This window comes from Paenarthrobacter sp. NPDC057355 (assembly GCF_042667405.1).
In the GTDB taxonomy this organism is placed as follows: domain Bacteria; phylum Actinomycetota; class Actinomycetes; order Actinomycetales; family Micrococcaceae; genus Arthrobacter.
The window spans coordinates 1-22090 of record NZ_JBHVAL010000007.1; the positions used below are offsets into that span (position 1 = coordinate 1).

21 protein-coding genes are annotated in these 22090 nt (G+C 64.6%); 6 read left to right on the forward strand and 15 right to left on the reverse strand.

Features of this window, described 5'->3' with window-relative positions:
• Positions 1–1202: urocanate hydratase (hutU, locus tag ACFUOZ_RS09925; RefSeq protein ID WP_377547412.1), on the reverse strand; the 1202-nt coding region annotated here is incomplete at its 3' end.
• 163 nt (positions 1203–1365) lie between these two features.
• On the opposite strand from hutU, the gene ACFUOZ_RS09930 reads away from it, so the two are divergent.
• Positions 1366–1824, forward strand: a complete 459-nt coding sequence (locus tag ACFUOZ_RS09930; protein ID WP_377547414.1) for an SRPBCC domain-containing protein — start codon at positions 1366–1368, stop codon at positions 1822–1824.
• 38 nt (positions 1825–1862) lie between these two features.
• Here the strand turns inward: ACFUOZ_RS09930 and ACFUOZ_RS09935 are convergent, their stop codons facing one another.
• Together ACFUOZ_RS09935 and ACFUOZ_RS09940 are read right to left on the reverse strand one after the other, a co-directional pair.
• A complete protein-coding gene (locus ACFUOZ_RS09935; protein WP_377547417.1) occupies positions 1863–2672 on the reverse strand; it encodes an IclR family transcriptional regulator in 810 nt (269 codons plus the stop codon).
• A gap of 158 nt (positions 2673–2830) precedes the next feature.
• On the reverse strand, positions 2831–4849 hold the full coding sequence (locus ACFUOZ_RS09940; RefSeq protein ID WP_377547419.1) for an ALF repeat-containing protein: 2019 nt from the start codon (positions 4847–4849) through the stop codon (positions 2831–2833).
• Positions 4850–5107: 258 nt separating this feature from the next.
• On the opposite strand from ACFUOZ_RS09940, the gene ACFUOZ_RS09945 reads away from it, so the two are divergent.
• Positions 5108–6544: an amino acid permease gene (locus tag ACFUOZ_RS09945; RefSeq protein WP_377547421.1), complete on the forward strand. Its 1437-nt coding sequence runs from the start codon at positions 5108–5110 to the stop codon at positions 6542–6544.
• A 119-nt stretch (positions 6545–6663) separates the two neighbouring features.
• Here ACFUOZ_RS09945 and ACFUOZ_RS09950 read toward each other — a convergent pair whose 3' ends face one another.
• Entirely contained in the window at positions 6664–7413 is a 750-nt protein-coding gene (locus tag ACFUOZ_RS09950) for a 3-hydroxybutyrate dehydrogenase (protein ID WP_377547423.1), read from the reverse strand.
• Positions 7414–7417: 4 nt separating this feature from the next.
• On the reverse strand, positions 7418–8800 hold the full coding sequence (locus ACFUOZ_RS09955) for an MFS transporter (RefSeq protein WP_377547425.1): 1383 nt from the start codon (positions 8798–8800) through the stop codon (positions 7418–7420).
• A 137-nt stretch (positions 8801–8937) separates the two neighbouring features.
• Here ACFUOZ_RS09955 and ACFUOZ_RS09960 point away from each other — a divergent pair, with 137 nt between their 5' ends.
• Positions 8938–9834 carry a LysR family transcriptional regulator gene (locus ACFUOZ_RS09960; RefSeq protein WP_377547428.1) on the forward strand — a complete coding sequence of 299 codons (897 nt, stop codon included), beginning with the start codon at positions 8938–8940 and terminating at the stop codon, positions 9832–9834.
• 71 nt (positions 9835–9905) lie between these two features.
• On the opposite strand, the gene ACFUOZ_RS09965 is transcribed toward ACFUOZ_RS09960, so the two are convergent.
• From ACFUOZ_RS09965 to ACFUOZ_RS09990, 6 genes are all read right to left on the reverse strand, one after another.
• Entirely contained in the window at positions 9906–10727 is an 822-nt protein-coding gene (locus tag ACFUOZ_RS09965; RefSeq protein ID WP_377547430.1) for an ABC transporter ATP-binding protein, read from the reverse strand.
• Positions 10728–10744: 17 nt separating this feature from the next.
• On the reverse strand, positions 10745–11797 hold the full coding sequence (locus ACFUOZ_RS09970; protein ID WP_377547432.1) for a FecCD family ABC transporter permease: 1053 nt from the start codon (positions 11795–11797) through the stop codon (positions 10745–10747).
• The gene (locus ACFUOZ_RS09975; protein ID WP_377547435.1) at positions 11794–12867 is read right to left on the reverse strand and encodes a Fe(3+)-siderophore ABC transporter permease; all 1074 of its coding nucleotides are present in this window, start codon (positions 12865–12867) and stop codon (positions 11794–11796) included. The genes ACFUOZ_RS09970 and ACFUOZ_RS09975 overlap by 4 nt, the downstream gene beginning before the upstream one ends.
• Entirely contained in the window at positions 12867–13748 is an 882-nt protein-coding gene (locus ACFUOZ_RS09980; RefSeq protein WP_377547438.1) for a siderophore-interacting protein, read from the reverse strand. The genes ACFUOZ_RS09975 and ACFUOZ_RS09980 overlap by 1 nt, the downstream gene beginning before the upstream one ends.
• Positions 13745–14698, reverse strand: a complete 954-nt coding sequence (locus ACFUOZ_RS09985; protein WP_377547440.1) for an ABC transporter substrate-binding protein — start codon at positions 14696–14698, stop codon at positions 13745–13747. The genes ACFUOZ_RS09980 and ACFUOZ_RS09985 overlap by 4 nt, the downstream gene beginning before the upstream one ends.
• Positions 14699–14823: 125 nt before the next feature.
• The gene (locus ACFUOZ_RS09990; RefSeq protein ID WP_377547443.1) at positions 14824–15630 is read right to left on the reverse strand and encodes a helix-turn-helix domain-containing protein; all 807 of its coding nucleotides are present in this window, start codon (positions 15628–15630) and stop codon (positions 14824–14826) included.
• A gap of 40 nt (positions 15631–15670) precedes the next feature.
• Between ACFUOZ_RS09990 and ACFUOZ_RS09995 the strand changes: the two genes are divergently transcribed.
• Complete coding sequence (locus ACFUOZ_RS09995; RefSeq protein ID WP_377547445.1) at positions 15671–17458, forward strand: ABC transporter ATP-binding protein; 1788 nt, start codon at positions 15671–15673, stop codon at positions 17456–17458.
• A 47-nt stretch (positions 17459–17505) separates the two neighbouring features.
• On the forward strand, positions 17506–19236 hold the full coding sequence (locus ACFUOZ_RS10000) for an ABC transporter ATP-binding protein (protein WP_377547826.1): 1731 nt from the start codon (positions 17506–17508) through the stop codon (positions 19234–19236).
• 88 nt (positions 19237–19324) lie between these two features.
• On the opposite strand, the gene ACFUOZ_RS10005 is transcribed toward ACFUOZ_RS10000, so the two are convergent.
• Positions 19325–20200 (reverse strand): spermidine synthase, encoded by an 876-nt coding sequence (locus tag ACFUOZ_RS10005; RefSeq protein WP_377547448.1) that lies wholly within the window; start codon positions 20198–20200, stop codon positions 19325–19327.
• Between the two features lie 117 nt (positions 20201–20317).
• Between ACFUOZ_RS10005 and ACFUOZ_RS10010 the strand changes: the two genes are divergently transcribed.
• Positions 20318–20500, forward strand: coding sequence for a hypothetical protein (locus ACFUOZ_RS10010; RefSeq protein WP_377547450.1), 183 nt, complete (start codon positions 20318–20320; stop codon positions 20498–20500).
• 1 nt (position 20501) lies between these two features.
• On the opposite strand, the gene ACFUOZ_RS10015 is transcribed toward ACFUOZ_RS10010, so the two are convergent.
• The 3 genes from ACFUOZ_RS10015 to ACFUOZ_RS10025 are packed head-to-tail and all read right to left on the reverse strand — an operon-like array spanning position 20502 to position 22050.
• Positions 20502–21005: a GNAT family N-acetyltransferase gene (locus ACFUOZ_RS10015; protein ID WP_377547452.1), complete on the reverse strand. Its 504-nt coding sequence runs from the start codon at positions 21003–21005 to the stop codon at positions 20502–20504.
• Positions 21006–21677: an O-methyltransferase gene (locus ACFUOZ_RS10020; protein ID WP_377547454.1), complete on the reverse strand. Its 672-nt coding sequence runs from the start codon at positions 21675–21677 to the stop codon at positions 21006–21008.
• Positions 21678–21717: 40 nt separating this feature from the next.
• Entirely contained in the window at positions 21718–22050 is a 333-nt protein-coding gene (locus ACFUOZ_RS10025; protein WP_262276998.1) for a thiamine-binding protein, read from the reverse strand.
• Positions 22051–22090 lie beyond the last annotated feature (40 nt).

Genomic DNA, 22090 nt, shown 5'->3' on the forward strand with positions numbered 1-22090 from the left:
AGTTCCTTGATGGCTTCATCCGTGACGCGGATGTCCTCCGGGTCCCCGGACAGGGCGACCCAGCGGAACGGGCCCAGGCCCTCGCAGAACAGGGGCCGGATGTACGCCGGAACGAACCCGGGGAACTCAAACGCCCGGTCATAACCGCCCTTGCGGGCCTCGTCACGGATCGAGTTGCCGTAATCGAAGACCTCGGCACCGGCGTCCTGGAACTCCACCATCGCCTGCACATGCCGGGCCATGGAAGCCTGGGCCTTCTTCGTGAACCCTTCCGGATCAGCTTCTGCTTCGGTGTGCCACTCTTGAACCGTGATGCCCTCCGGCAAGTAGGACAGTGGGTCATGCGCACTGGTCTGGTCCGTGACGACGTCGATGGTCAGCTCCCCAGCCTTATGGCGGGCCAAAAGTTCCGGGAAGACTTCGGCGGCGTTACCCACGTATCCGACGGACCAGCCACGGCGCTCAGCCTTAGCCGCATTGACCTTCGCGATCGCGGTGTCCAGGTCCGTTTCGACCTCGTCCAGGTAGCGCTTCCCGGCGCGGCGGCGCAGGCGGGTCTCGTCGACGTCGATGATCAGGCACGCGCCGTCGTTCAGGGTCACGGCCAGCGGCTGGGCCCCGCCCATGCCACCACAGCCACCGGTCAGGGTCAGGGTCCCGGCAAGCGGTCCCTCGGTGGAGCCCTCCGGCGCGGGGGCAGGGTGGCGGCCGTCGGCCTTGAGCTTCTCGCCCACCGCGGCGAACGTTTCGTAGGTGCCCTGCAGGATGCCCTGGGTGCCGATGTAGATCCACGAGCCCGCGGTCATCTGCCCGTACATGGTCAGGCCCTCGGCCTCGAGGCGGCGGAACTCGGGCCACGTTGCCCAGTCCCCCACCAGGTTGGAGTTCGCCAGGAGCACGCGCGGTGCCCACTCGTTGGTGCGGAACACGCCCACCGGCTTGCCGGACTGGACCAGGAGGGTCTCGTCCTTCTCCATGGTTTCCAGGGTCCGGGTGATCGCATCGAAGGCAGCCCACGAACGGACAGCGCGGCCGGTGCCGCCGTAGACCACCAGGTCATCCGGACGCTCAGCAACCTCCGGGTCCAGGTTGTTCATCAGCATGCGCAGCGGCGCCTCGGTCTGCCACGACTTGGCAGAAAGCTCAGTACCCCGGGCAGCCTTGACCGGACGGGCTCCAGTAGTGAAATCGGCGGGTGCCATGATGGCTCCTTCATCTCTCGGTAAATGTCTGGGTGAAAGATCTTCTGTATCCAGTAGAGCCTGTTCCGCGGTTGCCGGAAACGGCTTTTTGACGGGTGCTGTCCGGTATTACAGACATGCGCAGGGTCTCGCTTTCGGTCGCTGATACGCGCATGCTGGACCCATGGCAACGTATCGAGTGTCCACGTTCGTCGCAGCGCCCCCGGAGCGGGTTTTCGAGGCCTGGACGGACCCGGACCGCTTTATTGAGTGGATCGGCGGCGTCACCCGGGTGACCGACCGTGTCGGCTCCGCGGGCCAGGCCGGGAGCAGCTATACGGTGTGGTTTGGCCGCATGGCGAGCCCCACGGAGGTCATCGAAGCAGAACGGCCACGGCACATCCGTTCCACGTTCGGCAACGCAATCCTCAAGGGCGAATCGGACGTCACCTTCACGCCGGAGGGGGCTGGGACACGCATCCAGCAGGTGTTCGAGACCCGTGGCTTGGTGGCCTCGGTGGTCGGCCGGGTCTTTGCCATGGGGTCCTACCGGGGCAGTTTCCGCGGTGAGCTCGAAACGTTCCGCGCCATGGTTGAGCGCGACTCGCCCGGAGCGGGCGGCCCGCAGGCCGAGGGCCGTTAGCGGACGGCACGCAGGGCGCGCCCGCACCGCAAGGCGCGTCAGCCCGCCGTCGGACGTCCGTGGATCCGGACGGAAAGTTCGTCGGCAGCTTTCCTGATCCGTGCGGCCAGTACCGGCCATTGCTCAGCCGGCACTTTGTCCTCCAGGAACGTAACGGCGACTGCCGCCGTCGGCCATCCAACATGGTCCGTCACGGGGACGGCGATGGATCCGAACCCCGGCGTGATTTCGCCGTTTTCGGTGGCGTAACCGCGCTGCCGGACCTGATCGAGATGGGATGACAGTGCCGAGTACTTCATGATGGGAAATTCGACGTCGTGCCGGGAAGTGAACGCAGCGGCGTTCGGGTAAAGGGCCCTGACCTGCGACTTCGGCAGGGCAGCAAGGATCGCGCGGCCGCTTGCCGTGAGGTGGCTGGGAAGGCGAACGCCGACGTCGGTCACCAGACTTGGGCGGTTCTTGGCGCGTTCCTCCACGATGTAGAGGACGTCCCGGCCGTGGAGCACCGCCAGGTGTGCGCTCTCGCCGATCACGTCCACAAGCGAAGCCAGCATGGGCCGGCCCAAGCGGGACAGCGGCTCCTGTCGCGAGTACGCGGAGCTGAGCTCGAAGGCGCTGATGCCCAGTCCGTAGCGCTGTTCCTCGTGCAGGTGCAGGACGAAGCCGTTCGCCTCCATCACACCGAGCAGGTGGTAGACGCTGGACCTCGGCAGGCCAAGCGCCGTGGCAATGTTCGACGCCGCCATGGGCCCCCGCCGCGAGGCCAACAGCTTGAGGATGCGCAGGGTGTTTTCGGCAGCCGGGACTTTGGACGTGGCTTTGCCGGGCGCGGTTGGCGTGCTGGTCATTGTTCCTCGCTGCTGTGGGTCCTTGAGGGCTACCGCGCGAAACTGTCCGGTATCCCGTACTCAAGCGTGCACCCTTTGGAGGGGGAACACCAGCGGGGAAACGGGGATCGGCGTCTGGGATACCGTACGGTGGCCCCGCGCTCAGGCGCTGGCTGGGGCTAGCCCTTCCCGGCTTCGCCCTTGCGCCTTAGCAGGAGGGTGATGCCACCGGCCGCTGCCAGCACCAGTGCCACAATCAGCCCGATGGTCCACCCGCTTATCCCGGTCGAGGACGCAGCCAGTGGAGCAGCCGCTTCCTGCGACTGGGAGTCTACCGACGTGGAACCCTGGGCGGCGGATGCTGCCGGGGGCACGGAAATGCTCGGCGCGGCCGACGGTGTTGCTGCGGCAGCGGGTGTACCAGTTTCGCCCAGTCCGACGGCGGCACTTGAGTCACGCGGCCACGGAATGACGATCGGGGCTGCTCCGGTTGCGAATCCCTGAGGTGCCTCGACACCGCCCGACGCAAACGGGGAGTTCCCCGCTTGGCGGGCGGCCTCGGCCTGACGGGCGGCTTCCGCGGCTTGAGCGGACTTCGCAGCGTCAGCCGCCTTGCCGGCGTCGACCGTTGCCTGGTTCGCCAGCCCGGCGAGCTCGGTAATCATGGCGTCGATGGAGGCTACGTGGGTGGCGGTTGCGGTGTCCCGGTCGGCGGCTGCAAACTGCCCAACGGTAGCGAATGCATGTGTATCTGCCCGGCTTCCCTCCAAGGCGAGGTTCGCGGCTACCCGAAGTTCGAGTCCAGCATCGTTCAGCTTCTGATACGCGAAGATGCGATTATCGAGGTCCTGCGCCATGGCAAATCCGTATTCCAGGAAGAAGCGGACGTCTGCGTGGTTTGTCGACTTCACGGCATTCAGAGCCGCTTCCTGGAGATACTTGCCCCCGGTCGCTTGGTATTGGAAGGCTCGCTGCCGGTCCGCGACCAGGGCGGCCCCGTCCAGTTCGAATGCGGCATCGTGTCCCACGGCGATGAAATCCTTGATGGCGGCGTCTCCGCCAAGCAGGGCAGCTTCCGCGGATTTCCGGACTTCAGGCGTGCCCACGAGAGCAAGATCCAAGGTGGCCTGGCGGGCTTCCTTGGCCAGCGCGTCGAGGTCGGCTCCGGGCGCCGCCAGCGTAGTGAGAAGTCCGGGCACTTCCCGCGCTGCCCTTCCGAAAGCCTTCAGGAAAGGCTTGTTGGTGCTCATGGTGGCACCGTCGATGATGGCGCGCGGCTTTGCCTGCGTCGACTGGAACTTCCAGTCCGCCATCAATCGCTCAGTGTCCGCGGTCCTCGCGGCAGCTGCAGTATTGCGGGCCTTCCCGACGGCGGTCTTGGCCCGGTCAGCGACGCCGGCAGCACCAGCAGGGTTGGATGCGATGTCCGTTTTGACCTGTTGCAGCAACGCCGAAACTGCCGACGATTCTGCGTCATGATCGGCGACTACAAACTGGCCGTATCGGAGGAAGTCAGCAACGACAGCTCCATCACCGGTGTTAAGTGCTGCCTCCGCAGCCGCAGAAACCGCGGCGTTCGACGAAGCAAGCACTGCGTAAGCCGCTTGGCGGTCTGTCATGAAGACCTTGGCACGCCAGCCTTCGAGGACAAATTTCTCAATGGCAGCGTCGCCGTTGTCCAGGCTCGCGGAAGCCGCCTGTGCGACGTGGACATTGCCGTATTCGAGGAAGTAGGTCGCGGCAGTCCTGAGATCACCGCTCCAAGTCTGGCCCCACCCAATGGCCAGAAATTCGTCGATCTTCGAAGGGTCGTTCGATGCCAGAATTTCAGCGGCCGCCGATCGTACGTGCTCACTCCCCCGCGACGTCAGTTCGGTGACCAATTGCTTCCGGTCGGCCGCCAGCGCGACGTCCTGGCCGCCGTCGAGAAAATCCTGAATCGCATCAGCGCCACCCACCAGGGCTGCAGCGGCGGCGGCGCGGGTGGCGGGGCCACCGATCTTCCACAGTTCAACGACACCAGCGGCGTCGCTCGCCCGCTCCACAAACGGAACTGGGGCCTGGGACGCGTTCGGGACCTCGAACTTCGGAATGTCATAGGCCTGGGCGGGCGCGGCAAAGAGCAAGGAAGCCCCCGCCACGACGGCAACAACGGCAGCGGCCCAACGGCGTCGGGTAGTGCGGATTACGGAAATCATGAGTCCCCCAGGTAACAGATGCGAGTCAGCACAGAGTTCAAGGGGGGCGACGCGAGTGCGAGGGATGCCTGACCGTGTTGAAGTCCTGTCCGCGGTCATCATATCCGACCGGGAACTATGACATTTACCAGCAGGAAACTGTCTGGGATCCGGAGTGTCTGCGATCAAAGACACCAAAGCCCCGTGAGTCCGATCACAGAGCCGCCAAAAGTGATCTGCTGGATAGCGATCCCCTCCCAAAGACGAGAAGGTTTTACCATGCAACAAACCAAGCTGGCTGCGGAGAGCTCTGTCCTCCAGGCCGCAGGTACGGCACTCAGCCGGGGCCTCAACGTCCGACACATCCGCTTCATGGCACTCGGATCCGCCATCGGCACGGGCCTGTTCTACGGCTCTGCGTCGGCCATTCAAAAAGCCGGACCGGCCGTACTCCCGGCCTACATCATCGGTGGCGCAGCCGTGTTCATGGTGATGCGCGCGCTCGGCGAAATGGCCGTGCGACACCCGGTCTCCGGCTCCTTCGGGCAGTACGCCAGCCGATATTTGGGCCCGTTCGCCGGGTTCGTGACCGGGTGGACGTACGTGTTCGAGATGGCCATCGTGGCGATCGCCGACGTCACTGCTTTCAGTATCTACATGGGCTTCTGGTTCCCGCAGGTGGACAGATGGATCTGGGTGCTCGCGATCATCCTGTTCCTGGGGGCCATGAACCTGCTGAGCGTCAAGGTGTTCGGCGAACTCGAGTTCTGGTTCTCACTGATCAAGGTGGTGGCGATTATCGCCATGATCGTTGGTGGAGCAGCGATCGTCGTGTTCGGTTTCCAAACGGCCGACGGCGGTGGCGTAGCACCGGGGCTGGGGAACCTTGTGAACCACGGCGGTTTGTTCCCGAACGGTTTCGAGGGGCTCCTGGCCGCGTTCGCCGTCGTGATGTTTGCCTTTGGCGGGATCGAAACGATTGGTATCACCGCTGGCGAAGCTGCCGATCCAAAGAAGGTCATTCCGCAGGCTGTTAATACAGTGCCCGTTCGTGTGCTGCTGTTCTACGTGCTGACCCTGGGCGTGCTGATGAGCATCTTCCCGTGGAATGAAATCGGCAGCAACGGCAGTCCGTTCGTGCAGATCTTCGATGGCCTGGGCATCCCCGCCGCACCGCACATTCTCAACGCAGTGGTGATCACCGCAGCGTTGTCCGCCATCAACAGCGACATCTTTGGGGCTGGCCGGATCCTGTTTGGGCTGGCACAGCAGGGGCATGCGCCCAAGAGCTTTGGCAAGATCTCCAGGCATGGCGTTCCGTGGATGACCGTGGTGATGATGGGCGGCATTCTGCTGGTGGGCGTCGTGCTGAACGCCGTGATCCCCGAAGACGTCTTCTTGGTCATTGCCTCCATTGCGACCTTCGCCACCGTGTGGGTGTGGGTGATGATCCTCGCTTCGCACGTGGCCATGAAGCGGGAAATCAAACGCACGGGCCTGCCGGCGTCGGAATTCGGTTCGCCGCTGTGGCCGACGGCGTCCATCCTGACCATGGCGTTCATGGCGATGGTGATCGTGATCCTCGGCGTTTTCGAGGACACCCGGGTTGCCCTGTATGTGGGCGGAACGTGGCTGGTGCTGTTGTTCGTGGCCTACAAGCTGTGGGTTCGTGGTGGTGGCCTTCGCCGGGCCGAGTTGGTGGACGAAACGGCCTGATTCTCGCGCCCACCCCCACCTCCTGCGCCGAGATGGCAATTAATGACAGTCTGAGCGCCAAACATTGTCATTAACTGCCATCTCGCGGGGGGGTGTGGCGGGGGCGGGGGTGGCCGGCGTTACCTCGCCGACCACCCACCGTCCATGGTGTAGCTCGCGCCGGTGACCATACCGGCGTCGTCGGAGGCCAACCAGGCCGCCAGGGACGCCACCTCGGAAGGCTCCACCAGCCGTTTCACGGCGGACTCGGTAAGCATCACCTTGGCGAGCACCTCTGCCTCGGGGATGCCGTGGAGCCGGGCCTGGTCGGCGATCTGCTTCTCCACCAACGGCGTGCGGACGTAGCCGGGGTTGATGCAGTTGGACGTGACCCCGTGCTCGCCACCCTCCAAGGCCGTGACTTTGCTGAGCCCCTCAAGCCCGTGCTTGGCCGAAACGTATGCGCTCTTGTAGGCGGAAGCCCGGAGCCCGTGCACTGAAGAGACGTTGATGATGCGGCCGAAGCCGTTGGCGTACATGTGCGGCAGGGCGGCCCGGATGAGGAGGAACGGGGCCTCCAGCATCAAGGCCAGGATCCGCCGGAATTCGGATGGATCGAACTCCTCGATCGGTGCGACTTTCTGGATGCCCGCGTTGTTGACGAGGATGTCGCAGTCCAGGCTCAGCGCGGACAGGGCGTCCACGTCGAGCAGGTCCACCGTCCAAGCCGTGCCGCCCAGCTCGTCGGCGAGGGCCGCGGCTCCGGAGGCATCGACGTCGGCCACTACTACTTTCGCCCCGCGGGCGGCGAGCGCACGGGCACAGGCGGCCCCGATTCCGCTCGCGCCTCCGGTCACCAGCGCTTTGCGTCCGTTCAAGGAGTTGTCCATCTCATTAGCCTTTCGCGGCGGTTGTCAGTCCGTGGCGCTCGGCGTCGGCCTCGTCCACGGATTCGAGGGCGATGCCCTTGGTTTCCTTCAAGGAAATGACGGCGACGGCGGTAATCGCGCAGGCGACCACCAGGTAGATCGCGGTGGGGAGCCACGAGCCGGTGTCCTTGAGCCACTGGGTCGCCAGCAACGGCGCGAGCGAGCCGGCGAAGATGGACGTCACCTGGGAGCCCAACGAAACACCGGAGTAGCGCATGCGGGTGGGGAAGAGCTCGGACATGATGGCCGGCTGTCCGGCGTACATGAAGGCGTGCAGGCACAGGCCGATGGTCACGGCGAGCACGATGATCACGGCGTTCTTGGTGTCGAACATGGGGAAGGCGAAGAACGGCCAGACCGCACCGGTGATGGCACCGATCAGGTAGACGGGCTTGCGGCCCCAGGAGTCAACCAGGCGGCCGACCTGCGGGATCACCAGGAAGTGGATCACGTGGGCGATCAGGAGTGCCAGCAGGAGCGAGGAGGTGTCGTACTTGTGGACGCTCTTGAGGTACACAATCGCGAAGCTGACCACCAGGTAGTACATGATGTTCTCGGCGAAACGGAGTCCCATGGCCTGGAGGATGCCCTTGGGGTACTTGCGGATGACTTCGCCGACGCCGTAGCTGATGGCTTTGGATTCCTCCACCTGTGCCTTGGCTTCGAGGAAGATCGGGGCTTCGGTGACGTGGGTGCGGATGTAGTAGCCAACGAACACGATCACTGCGGAGAGCCAGAACGCTACGCGCCAGCCCCAGCCGAGGAACGCTTCGCTGCTGAGCGTGGTGGACATGACGAACAGCACCAGCGTGGCCAGCAAGTTGCCAACAGGCACGGCTGCCTGCGGCCAGGAGGACCAGAAACCGCGCGACTTGTTGGGGCTGTGCTCAGCCACCAGCAGGACCGCGCCGCCCCACTCGCCGCCGAGCGCGAAGCCCTGGATGAAGCGGAGAGCCACCAGCATCGCCGGGGCCCAGTAGCCGATTTCGACGAAGCCCGGGAGGCAGCCCATCAGGAACGTGGAGACACCCACGATCACGATGGTCAGCTGCAGCGTGGGCTTGCGGCCGAGTTTGTCGCCGATCTGGCCGAATACGATGCCGCCCAAGGGCCGGGCGACGAAGCCGACGGCGTAGGTGATGAAGGCCTGGATGATGCCGTCCAGTTCGTTGCCGGTGCTCGGGAAGAAGTACTTGCCGAACACCAATGTGGCGGCGGTGGCGTACAGGAAGAACTCGTACCACTCCACCACGGTGCCCACCATTGAGGCCGCGACGATCTTCTTCAGGCCGGAGCCTTTGCCGGAGTCTTTTCCGGCTTTTGATGCGGAGCGCTGCTCTACGCTCATATCCATCTCCTCAGTGTCTTCTTCGACCCTTTTGAACGTGATGTGAACCACAACACGAAATGCTCCACTGAGTATTGCCGCAGATTCGTTATGCCTCAATGACCAATAAGGCACCTTAGGTGTGCAGAATTGCAGATATGAATCCAAATCCGGACGACCTTCTCATCTTCCTGGCCGTCTCACGTTCAGGAAAATTCACGACGGCGGCCCAAGCGTTGGGACTGAACCACACCACCGTTTCGCGCAGGATTGCGGCGCTGGAGAAGGCGCTGGGCGGCCGGGTCCTCGCGCGTGCGGCCGGTGGTTGGGAGGTGACGGACCTGGGCGCCGAAGCCGTACTGGTCGCCGAACGCATCGAAGCTGCGGTGAGCGCCCTGGGACCGAGCGACCGCGCACCCGACCCGATTACCGGCGTCGTACGCATGACCGCAACTGATGGTTTCAGCGCCTATATCGCGGCACCGGCGGTTGCCCGGCTTCGGACCTCACACCCTGGCCTCAGCGTCGAAATCGTGACGGTGACGAGGCGGGCGTTGCAGCAGAGGTCCGGGCTGGACATCGAGGTGGTGGTGGGGACGCCGCAGGTACACCGGGCCGAGGCGCTCCGGCTGGGCGAGTACAGGCTGGGGATGTACGCCTCCCGCGCCTATCTGGCAGACCACGGGACTCCCTCCAGCGTCGAGGAGCTCACACAGCACCAACTGGTCTACTTTGTGGATTCGATGCTGCAGGTGGACGATCTGGATGCGCCCCGAAGGCTGGTGCCCACCATGCGGGACGGGCTGAGTTCAACCAACGTGTTCGTGCATGTGGAAGCGACACGGGCCGGGGCAGGCGTTGGCTTCCTGCCGTGCTTCATGGCGGACCGGCACGCGGACCTGGTGAGGCTCCTCCCCGAAGACTTCGCCGAGCTCCTCCCCTACTGGATGGTCCTCCGCCCCGACTCCATGCGCCGCCCCGCGGTAGCCGCCGTCGTGCAGGCCCTGCGCGAGGAGACGGAGAGCCGCCGGAAGGAGCTGCTGGGGGCGGATTGAGCGCCGAGGTGGCACTTAATGACAATCCGAGGCACAAACATTGTCATCAAATGCCATCTCGCGGGGAGGGATCAGAGCGGAATCACCAGGGGCGTGTGGCTGACGGGGTCGTCGATGACCATGCACGGCAGGCCGAACACGTGCTCCACCAACTCCGCGGTCACCACATCGGCGGGCCGGCCCTCGGCAACCACGGCCCCGTCCTTCATGGCGATCAGGTGCGTGGCGTAGCGGCAGGCGTGGTTCAGGTCGTGGAGCACGGCCACCAGGGTGTTGCCTCCGCCATTCAAGCGCCGGAACAAGTCCAGGAGCTCAATCTGATGGGCGATATCCAGGAAGGTTGTGGGCTCGTCCAGTAGCAACAAGGGAGTCTGCTGGGCGAGGACCATGGCCACCCACACGCGCTGCCGCTGACCGCCGGAGAGTTCATCCACCAAACGCCCGGACAGCTCCGTGACGTTGGTTGCATCCAATGCGGCAACAACCGCGGCTTCGTCGGCCTCGGACCACTGGCGGAGCAGCTTCTGATGCGGGTAGCGGCCGCGCGCCACGAGGTCCGCCACGGTGATGCCGTCCGGTGCGATGGAAGTCTGCGGCAGCAGGCCCAGCCGGCGGGCGACTTCCTTGGCGCCAAAGGAGGAGATGCCCTTGCCGTCCAGGAGCACGGCCCCGGACGCCGGTTCCAGCAGCCGGGACAGTGCCCGCAACAAAGTGGACTTGCCGCAGGCATTCGGGCCCACAATCACCGTGAACTCGCCATCCGGGATGCTGACGTCGAGCGCCGAAGACACGGTGCGTCCGGCGTAGCCCAGGCTCACCCCCTCAGCGCTGAGCCGGGCAGGCCGGCCGGCACACGCACCCTCCATTACAGGTGCAGCCGGAACTTCAGTCATTGCCATCTCCTTGAAAGTCATTGCCGTTTCACCTCACGGGCAAGCAGCCACACGAGGTAGCAGCCGCCGATGCTGACAGTCACCACGCCCACGGGCAGTTGGACCGGGGCGAAGAGGTTCTGCGCCACGATGTCGCTGGCCACCAGGAGAAACGCGCCCATGGCGGCCGAGGGAACCATTCCCACCGAAGCCGATCTGGTCAGCCTGCGCGCCAGTTGCGGGGCGGCCAGGGAAATGAAGGCAATTGGTCCCGCCGCAGCGGTGACCATCGCGGTCAACGCCACGCCCACCACTGCCAGGACCAGCCGCGAACCTTCCAGTCGGACGCCCAAGGCCCTGGCGGCGTCGTCGCCCATTTCCAAAAGGCCCAACCGCCTGCCGTAAAGGGACAACACGAACAGCAGCACCAAAAAAACGATCACCACCGGCAGCACCTGCTCCCAGCCGATCTTGTTCAACGAACCGGCACCCCAAACGGCCGCTGACATTGCCTGTTCCAGCGAGGCCTTGAGGATCATCCATGTGTTCACGGATGCCAGCATGGCGCTGACCGCGATGCCGGCGATGATCAACCGGAACCCCTGGATACCCCTCTTGTAGGCGAACAGATAAACGAGTGCCGCAGTGACCAGCCCACCCACCAGCGCACCAGCGGACACCGCGAAATAGCCGCCGCCCATCAGCAGGATGACCACCAGCGCACCCGTATAGGCGCCGGTGTTGAAACCGATCACGTCCGGGCTGCCCAGCGCGTTCCGGGTCAGTGATTGGAAGATTGCCCCGCTGACCCCCATGGCCGCCCCCAATATCAGGGCCAGGAGGACACGTGGCAATCTCCACTCCACCACCACCATGTGCACGGCGCCGCTGGACTGTCCCAACAGTGCCGAAACGACGTCCGGTAGCCCGATGCTGAACTCGCCAAGGCCAAGGGCGACGACGGCGAGCGCCAGGGCGGCGGCTACCAGGACGGCGGTGACAACCAGGGTGCGGACATCCACTCGGAGTGAGAGGCGCCCGTCAAAGCGGCGTACGGCAAAGGTCCGCCGACCGAAATCGATACTGCTCACAAGGTGCTCACTTTCCGGCGTCGGATGAGCCAGATGAGGACGGGGGCTCCCACGAATGCCGTGATGATTCCGACCTGCATTTCACCGGGGCGCAGGACCAGCCTGCCCAGGATGTCCGAAACCAGAAGCAGCACGGGCGAGAGCACCAGTGTGTAGGCCAGGATCCAGCGCTGGTCCGGGCCTACGATCCATCGGACCACGTGCGGGACCATGAGCCCGACGAATCCGATGGGCCCGGCCGCTGCCGTGGCGGCACCGCAGAGAAGGGTCACGGCAATGATGGTCCAGATCCGGGTGCCCCGGATATTGGCACCGAGCGAGGTGGCTGTGTCATCACCCATGGCCACGGCGTTCAACGACCTGGCCATGCACAGTGCGATCACCGTTCCCACCAGGATGAACGGCGCCACCGTGGTGAAGATTTCCCAAGTGCGGTTGCTCAAGGTACCGGCGCTCCAACTGCGCATGCTGTCGAACACGGCAGGGCGCAGCAGGGTGATACCGGAGGAGATGCCGCCGAGGACTGCCCCCAAGGCAACTCCGGCAAGGGTGAGGCGGAGCGGGGTTGCCCCGCCCCTCCCCCGTGACCCGATGAAGTACACAGCCACAGTGGCCACTACCGCCCCAAAGAACGAGAACCAGATGTATTCCTGGATGCTGGTGACTCCGAACAGCGCCACCCCCAGGACCACGAAGAAGCCTGCGCCCGCGTTGACGCCCAGGATGCCTGGGTCCGCCAGCGGGTTGCGGGTCAAAGCCTGGATCAGTGCACCGGAGAGGCCCAGTGCCACCCCGACCACCACGCCTGTGGCGGTCCGGGGAAGTCGGAGATCGTGGATGATCACGTGCTCCGGTGAGCCATCATAGGCGGTGATGGCTGGCCAGAGGTTGCCCAGGTCCACGTCCTTGGACCCCACCACCAGGCTCAGCCACAGGACAAGGACCAGCGCGGCAACGGATGTGAGCAAGCCCAGCAACCTGTACCGGTTCACGGCCATCAGGCCCGGAGTCCCGTGACGGGCGGCAGGCGCGGACGCTTCAGACGCCCGAGCCAGGGTTCCAGCCGACACTACAACCCCAACAGTTCGAACTTGGCGTCCTGCAGGTCCACGGTTTCCTCGTGGTCCCGTTTCCCGTTCGTCCAGAGTTCGTCGAACCAGCGCCGGGTCTCGGCGTCGAGGCTGCCCCAGCGCTCCTCCCAGGCTTCGCTCTTGTCCGTCCAGTAGCCGATCAGCTTGTAGGACTCGGGCGTGAGCTTCTTCTCATGCCGGAGGTACTTGCGGATCCCGCGCAGGACCTTGGTCTCGCCGGCCACCCAGATGTAGCCCACCCCGCCGGGCAGCTCCACGGAACGAAGCACATCCTCCAGCTGGGACTGGCTGTGGCCGTTCCCGCCGTGGATCCAGGCGAGCTCTGTTCCTGCGCCGAGGACGAGATCCTGTTGGTGCGAGGCATCCTCCACTTCGATCAGCACCCTGGTCCGTACACCTGGCGGTGTCTGCTCCACGAGCCTGGCAACAGCCGGAAGACCGGTAGCGTCGGCCAACAGGATCTGCCACTGAAGGTCCGCCGGCGGTTCGTACAGGCCGGTTGGGGAATTAAGCCCGACGACGTCACCCACCTGGGCCCGCTGCGCCCAGGAAGCTGCCAATCCGCCGTCGTGAACTACGAAGTCGATGTCCACCGTTCCGGCGGCCGCATCCACAGCGCGGACGGTGTAGGTCCGCATGGCGGATGGCTCGACGCCGGGCTCCCAGTCCCAGGAATCTCCGGTGGAGATGGGCAGCCGGGCCTGGTGGGTGCCGGGATCGGGAAGGAACACGCGGAGGTATTCGTCGCCGATTCCCGTGCTGTCAAAGCCTGCCAGCCCGGGTCCGCCAAAGGTGATGCGGACCATCCCCGGTGTGAGCGGCCGCGTGGAAACGACCTCCGCACGGTAGATGCTCATCATGACAGGAGCGCCTTTTCGAACTTCTCCAGCAGGGCGTACTGGCCACTCGGGGAGCCGTAGATCATCTCAAGGTCGTACGTGTGGATCTGCTTGTTGGCAACGAATGGCAGCGAGGTCCAGAGCTTGTTATTGGCCAGCGGGGCGAAGGCATCCGGGTTGGCACCACCCTTCTCGGGAACTTCGGTGGTGATGATGGCGTCGATTCCGTTGAGCTGCTCGAGTTGCTCGGCGCTTAGCTTGGCGCCTTCACCGTCCGCGAGCGGGGAAACCTTCAGGCCCAGGTCCTTGATGACCAGGCATGGCGTTCCGTAGCAGCTGACCGTCACCTGGTCCTCGTAGTAGTCCACCGGGCCAATCACCAGGTCGCTCTTGCCGGCCTCGGCCAGGCGCTTCTTTACGTCGTCAACCTTGGCCTGGTACTTGTCCATCCACGCCTGGTACTCACCGGTCTTGCCGAAAGCCTCAGCCACTGTCTTGAACTTGGTGCGCCAGTCGCTGCCGTCGAAGCCGTTGAACGTATAGGTAGGAGCGATGTCGGAGAGCTTGCCGTCAAGCTCCTCCTCGTAGCCCAGGCCGTTGAGAATGACGTCCGGCTGGGCTTTGAGGATGGCCTCGAAGTTGAACTCCGGGTAGTTGGTGAACGGGGTGATTCCTTCGAGGGCCTTCTGGTCGAAGAAGTAGGGGAAACCCTTGTAGCCGCTGTCCCGGATGGGTTGCTGGCTTGCCAGTGGAATTCCAAGGGTGATCAGCATGTCCAGGTCCGTGGTGTACATGCCCAGGGCCTTCTTGGGCTCTGCTGGAATGTTGACTTCCTTGACTTCACTGGTGACGGTGCGGGTTTCCGACTTGGCGCTGGCGTTGGCGTCGGTGGTGGCGCAGCCGCTGAGGAGAAGGGCGGCGGACGCCAGGGCCGCGAAGGCGGCAAACATGGTTTTTGGGCGTGAAATCACTGCGGTCCTTATGATTCTCAGGGGAGGCGGGGAAGCTCCCGGTAGCGGCCGCTGGTTTCACGGCGGACCGCCGAAGTTAGGTATTCCTACCCTAACAACGAGTGATCAAAGGAAACCGCCGGATTCTATTCCGAACCGGCCAGAGAGTGGTGGTTTCCGGCCTTAAGCCATGCCACATACCAGCCCGGAGTGTGCCCCATCACCTTCCTGAACACCTGCACGAAGGCGCTGGGATTGTTGTAGCCCACCCTCCTGCTGACCGAGGACACCGGGTAGCCTGCCGCGAGCAATCCCAGCGCCACCCGGACCCTGGCATGGATGCGCCACTGCGCAAACGTCATCCCGGTTTCCTTGTGGAACAGGCGGGAAAGGTTGCGCACACTGATGGCCACCACCGCGCCCCATTCCTCCAGCGAGCGGTCCAGGGCGGGATCGTCCAGAAGGGCGCGGGCGATGAGTTCCAGACGCGGATCAGTGGGCATGGGCAACAGCATCGGCCGCGCATCCACCACATCCAGCAAACCCACCACCACATGCCCGGAACGCTCCCGGGTTGAATCATCCATGTCAAAGGTGCTCATGTGCCGCAGCAGTTCCTGGGCAGCCGCAGGGACAGTGACAGCCACGGTCCGGCCAGTCAACGCGGGCGCCACTTCGGCGTCAATGTGCGAGCAATAGAACCCCGTGCCCTGGGTGGATTTCACGGCATGGACCACGCCTGCGGGGATCCACAAACCCAGCGTTGCAGGGACCGCGAAGAATCCCCCATCGGCTTCCACGGTGAGCACCCCACGGGCACCCCAGAGCAGCTCATGGCAATCGTGGACGTGTTCCGTCCAGGTGGCTGGCGTGGCGCACTCGAAGTATCCGGTGTGAACGCCGCGGACCAGCGGTGCGGTCTGTCCGGATTGCGATACGGCTTGGCTGGTCATCTGGCCTTCTTGAAGTTAGGTGAGCCTTACTATGGTAAGCATGCCTTCCAGATCCGCTCTTTTGTCCTGCCCGCCCGGGCGTAACAAGCAAGCCCCATGGAAGGTTTCCCGCATCTTCACCTTCGCTTTGTTCGCGAACGGCCGCTGGAAGCTCCTGCTTGGAGGCTGCGCCGGACTGGCCCTGCACCAGGTCAGTGAAGCTTTGGTGCCGGCCACCATCGGCGCCGCAGTGGACAACGCGATACAACCGAACGACGCCGGCGCCCTCCTTGGGTGGCTTGGTGCACTGGCTGCGGTCTTCGTGGTGCTGGCGCTGTCATGGCGGCTGGGAACCTTGGCCACCGAGCGCTCCTTCAACTACGGCTCCCACGACCTGCGCCAGTTGGTGGTGGAACGCACCCTTCACCACCGCGGAATGGCCAGCCGACGCGCACCCGGTGAGATCGTCGCCATCGCCTCCTCCGACGCCGACAGGGTCGCAGGGCTTTCCTGGCTGATCGGCGGCGGCTTTGCTGCAGCAGCCGGACTGGTCACATCAGCGGTCACGCTCCTGCTGATTTCGGTGCCGTTGGGACTGGCCGTCCTCCTGGCAACACCGGTGATGCTGCTGGTGATGCACCGACTCACCAAACCACTCGAAAACCGCAGCGATGTAGAGCAATCCACGGCCGCACGAGCCGGAGCCTTGGCCACCGACTTCATCACCGGATCCCGTCCGCTGAAAGGCCTCGGCGCCGAGGACGCTGCCATCACGCGCTACCGTTCCGCCAGCCGGGACTCACTGACCTCTTCGTTGAAGGCCATCCGCGCGAAGTCCGCCTACACGGGAGCCAGCTCGGCCCTCTCCGCTGCGTTCCTGGCCGGCATTGCTTTCTTCGCCGCCTGGTTCGCCGTCCAAGGCAGCATCACCGTGGGACAGTTGGTGGCGGTTGTAGGGGTGGCCCAGTTTGTGCAGGGACCAATGACGTGGCTCGGATTCCTCAGCGTGGAACTCGCCCGCAAGCGCGCCTCGGCAGCACGCATTGCAGCAGTGCTGGAGGAACCGGCCGCCATCCCGGCAGCTGATGCGGTTCCCACCCTCGGGAACGCAGAACGCACGACGCCGGACGCCGGGTCAGCGGCGCCCCTCACCCATCCGGGAGAGCCAGCCCCGCTGCTCGAGCTCCATGGCGGAACGCCCGGCAGTGGCCTGCCCTCCTTCACGGCGGCAGCCGGGGAAATCGTGGGCGTCGTCCTTCCGGACAGCACGAAAGCCAGGCTTTTGGTGGACACCCTCGGCTGCCGTACACCCGCACCGCCGGGACTGGTGTCCGTTAATGGCCGCGATGCGGGCGGGCTCGACCCCAGCCTGGTCCGCTCCAAAATCTTTGCCGACAACCATGAAGGCGTCCTGTTCCATGGCACAGTCCGCGACAACATGTCAGTAGCCGGCACCGAACTCGAGGACCGCGCCATGGCCGCTGCCGCCGTCGGGGATTTTGTCTCCCAACTGCCGGAGGGCACCGAAACCGTACTGACAGGTCACGGCCAAAGCCTGTCCGGTGGCCAGCGGCAGCGGCTGGTCCTGGGCCGCTCACTGCACCAGAAACAACCGGTCCTGGTCCTGCACGACCCAACAACCGCCGTCGACACCGCTACGGAAGCCATGATCGCGGACGGCCTGCGGAACTTTCCGGACAAAGCGCTGGTCCTGGTGACCACAAGCCCAACGCTGCTCGCAGTCTGTCACCGGGTGGTGATAGCGGACGCGGATGGACCGCCGGAAACCGGCACGCACCGCGAACTCCTTGCCACGTCCGCCGGCTACCGTCACGTGGTGGGCTCGTGAGCGCGGAGATTCTTCCCATTGCCTCGCCCCGTGAGACCCGGAAGGCCATGTTGCGGCTTCTGGCGCAGCGCCCGGGAAGGCTCACGCTGACCATTCTGGTGTTGCTGGCGGCGTCTTGCTGCGGCCTGGCGGCACCGGCAATCCTGGGGGTGATGGTCAACATCGCGGCCTCGGGCGGAGACGTCATGTGGTTGCTGTGGCTCGCCGGTGCCTTGCTGGTGGCCGGCGGTTTGGCTGCCCTCCTGGGCGTTCTGGGCCAGAACCTGCTGGCCCGGATTTGCGAGGAAGCATTGGCCGGATTGCGGGAGGAAGTGTTCGCCGCAGCGGTCCACAAGCCGCTGCCGGAGCTCGAAAAGGCGGGGATCGGCGACGTCGTGGCCCGCGTTTCCGGCGATGTGGAGGCCGTCAGCGAGGCGATCTCCGGGGTGTTGCCGGCCTTTACCAGCGTAGCTTTCACCATTGGTGTGACGTTGCTGGGCCTGGGCGTGATCGATTGGCGTTTCGCGGTTGCGGTGCTGATTGCTGCGCCCCTGCAGATCCTCACACTGCGGTGGTTCCTCCGGCGCACCGCCCCCATTTACCGGACCGTGCGGATCACGGAGGCACGGCGGACCGAGCAAATCATCGAAACCGTGCACGGTTCACCGTCGGTGGTGGCGTTGGGTCTGGGCGAGCGGCACGCTGGCCTGGTTGCGGCTGCATCGCACGAGAATATTGGTCATTCGCTACGCGGCGTGGGCTACCTGACCCGCTTCTACAACCGCCTGAACCTGGCCGAACTCATTGGCCTGTCCGCCGTGTTGCTGGTTGGTTTCCTGCTCCACGCCGAGGGCGCCGTGAGCATCGGTGCGGCCACCGCCGCCGCACTGTATTTCTACCGCTTGTTCGATCCCATTGGTGTGGTCCTGGGGCAGTTCGACGAACTCCAGAAAGCCTCCGCCGGTCTGGGCCGGATGTTCGGGCTGACGCAGTCCGCTGTAACCAGCCCGGGCGCAGCGTCCGTTTCCCCTGCTCCGTGGGTTTCCCCTGATTCGTGGGAAGCGTCGGGCATCGTCCTGGACAACGTGACGTTCGCCTACCCCGGCCAACGCCCGGCCCTCAACGGCGTTTCCCTCACCGTGCGCCCTGGAGAGCGCATGGCGATCGTGGGAACCTCGGGGGCCGGCAAGACCACCCTGGCCAAGGTGATCATGGGCTTGGAGCACCCGCAGAGCGGGACGGCGCGGGTAGGCGGGGTGGACGCCGCGTCCGCGCCCGCCGCGCAACTGCATCGGCAGATCGCGATGGTCAGCCAGGAAGTGCACGTCTTTTCCGGGACGCTCGCCGAGGACCTTGGCCTGGCCAGGCCCGAAGCCTCTGCCGGGGACATCGCGCGCGTGCTGCGGGCTGTTGGGGCTACCTGGGTGGACACGCTCGACGACGGACTGGAAACTTTAGTAGGCGCCGGCGGCCACCAGCCAACTCCCGAGCAGGCGCAGCAGCTGGCCCTTGCCCGGCTGTTGTTGAAGGATCCCCCGATCGCCGTACTGGACGAAGCCACGGCGGAGGCCGGAACGGGGTCGGCCACCATGCTGGATCAGGCCGCGGAGGCAGCACTGGCCGGCAGGACGTCAGTAGTGATTGCGCATCGCCTGTCACAAGCGGCCTCAGCGGACACTGTGGTGGTGATGGAGCATGGTGCGATCGTCGAGTCCGGCCCGCACCAGGAACTGGTGGAAGCTGGCGGCCGGTACGCGCACCTTTGGGAGGCCTGGAACAGTTCCCTGAGCCGCAACTAGCCCCCTCCCATGGAGTTTTTGTACAGATAATGGCCTTAAAAGCCGTTTATAAGGGCGTTATCTGTACAAAAACTCCAATGGGGGTGGGTTAGTCGGTGGGGGGATCGTGGCGGACGGGGGTTCCTGCGGCGAAGGCACGGACCTTGGCGTCGTCCCAAATGTGGGCGGGCACGCCGCCGCCCAGCAACCTCCGGGCCAGCGTTGGATCATCACCGAACGGGACATGGCTGCCGGCCATGATCATGTTGCCGTAACGACGCCCCTTGAGCATGGCGGGGTCGGCGATGATCATGGTGTGCTCGAAGGTGTCGGCGATGGTGGCGGCATCGGCCCGGGCATTCTTCAAGTCCGGCGCGTCGCCGGAATTGACCACGTACAGCCCGTCAGCGGCCAGCACAGCATCGGCGTGGGCCGTGAATTCCCGCGTAGTCAGGGCGCGCGGCGTGAAAGCGCCTGCGAAGACGTCACGGATGATGAGGTCACGCGTATCAGGAGTGAGGGACTCGGTGACCGCCCGGGCTTCGCCCACGCGGATCCGCAGCAACGGCGCCTTGGGCAGGTCGAACCAGCCGCGGACGTAGTCGGCCAGCTTGCCGTCGAGTTCGACGACGACCTGCCGGGCTTCCGGATACGCCGAGTGGAAGTACCGTGCCATCGAACACGCTCCCCCACCCAGATGGAGTGCGCGCAGCTTCGGTTTGTGCTCCCGCGGCCATCGCGATTCCACCAGGGCGGCGATCCAACGCATGTACTCAAAGTCCAGGAAAAGGGGATCCGCGAGATCAATGTGCGAACTCATGACGCCGTTGATCTTCAAGAGCCACCCGTTGGAGTTGTCCTGGTCCTGAAGCAATTCACAGTCGCCCGTGTCGATGTAGTACACGCCTTCCACCGGACCAACGGGGCGGGCGCCGGAAGGCACCTCGACGACTCCCGCCGTCGATCTTTTTACGCGTTTTGCCACTATTTACATCCCGCCTGGTTCATGCCCCCAGCCTAGTGGAATGCCGTATTACCCGGTTCGGTCACATATTAGTAAGGATACTTACAGATTGGGCCGGTTGAGCCATATGATCGCATCATGAACGTTGAAGCGTCTGTCTGGGCGGAGGTGTTGACTGCGGCAGTCGCGTGGCTGACAGTTGTCTTCCTCCTGCTCACTCGGGTGCCCAAACCTCCCAGCCTGCTCGACGCGCCGCCCGTTCTTGAGACGCCGCCGGACGCGCCTGTTGAGGTCGGACAGCCCGAGGACAGAGAACGCTGAGTCAGGATTCGACGTCGGGACGCACCATCCTGTGTTCCGGCAGCGAGTACCAGGACGGGTCGCACAGCTGGCGTGTGCCGTCAGGGACGAAACCGTTGCGGCGGTAGAAAGCCTGTGCCCGCGGATTGTCGTCGAGTACCCACAGATAAGCCGGGCCGTCCCCGATCAAGGCATCCACCAAAGCCTGCCCAACTCCGCGGCCGTGGATGCGCTCCAAGGTATAAAGCATGAACAGCTCCACGTCGCAGGGGCGGTCATCATCCCTGCCTTCACCGGCGGCGCCCAGTCCCACAAGATCCCCGTCAGGGCCGAAGGCCAGCATCCGGGTGTGACCGGCCGCAATGGACTCCCGGTATTTGTCGGCGCGTCGGGCCAGCCCCGCTTCCTGTCGCTCGAAGAACTCGCGCGGCAGCAGATGCCCGTAACTTTCCCGCCAGGACTGGAGATGCATGGCGGCCATGGGCACAGCGTCATCCACCGTTGCAGGGCGAAGCGTGAAATCCACCTAAAGCACCCGTGCGATCGCGAAGCCGTCCCAACCCTTGCTGCCAACCGTCTGGATGGCCGTGGCATCCAGACGCGGGTCCTGGCCCATCATTTCCAAGGCCTTCACGATCCCCGGCGCGTTGGTTTCATCCCGGCCCGGCTCCAGGATGGCCCCGTCCCAGATCACGTTGTCCATCACGATCACCGTCCCCGGGTGGCCAAGCCTGATGGCCCAGTCGAGGTAGTTGGCATCGTTTTCCTTGTCTGCGTCAATGAAGACAAGGTCGAACGATTCCTGCCCGGCCAGCGTTGGAAGCGTGTCCAAGGCAGCGCCCACCCGGATGTCCACCTTGTGCCCCACGCCGGCGGCATCGAGGTTGGCACGCGCTACGTCGGCATGCTTCCGGAGGTATTCGCACGTGACGATCCTGCCGTCGTCGGGCAGTCCCTGGGCCATCCAGATGCTGCTGAATCCGGCCAGCGTGCCGATCTCAAGTACGCGTCTGGCCCCTGTCATTTGCACGAGCATCCTCAAAAGCTTGCCTGCATTGGGCGCTACCTCGATTGCGGGCATGCCCGCCTCAAGCGCGGAATCCACCGCGCGCCGGTGGGCAGGCTCAGGACGCACGACGACGTCAGTCAGGTAACGCTCGACGTCGACCCACCCGGGTTCAGCCACGTGTTCAATCATGGCCCCCAGTCTGGCACCCGCGGCCTGCTGGGGAAAGCACCTACTCCGAAGCGGAGATCGCGTCTTCCAGGCGTTCGACCTTGCCGGTCAATTCACCACTGTAGCCAGGCCGGATGTCCGCCTTGATAACCAGCGAGACACGGCTGCCGTAGCGGCCAACCGCCTCAGTGGCGCGCTTGACGACGTCGAAAACTTCGTCCCACTCGCCCTCAATGGTGGTGAACATGGAGTCGGTCTGGTTGGGCAGTCCGGATTCACGGACGATCTTGACGGCGGCCGCAACAGCGTCGTGCACGGACGCATCCGGGGCGGGTCCCCCATTGGTGGCGGATGCGGGCTGGCCTGAAGGGGCTACGGAGAATGCAAGCAACATGAATCCAGTGTTTCATGTGCTGGTTTGTCATATAAGAACG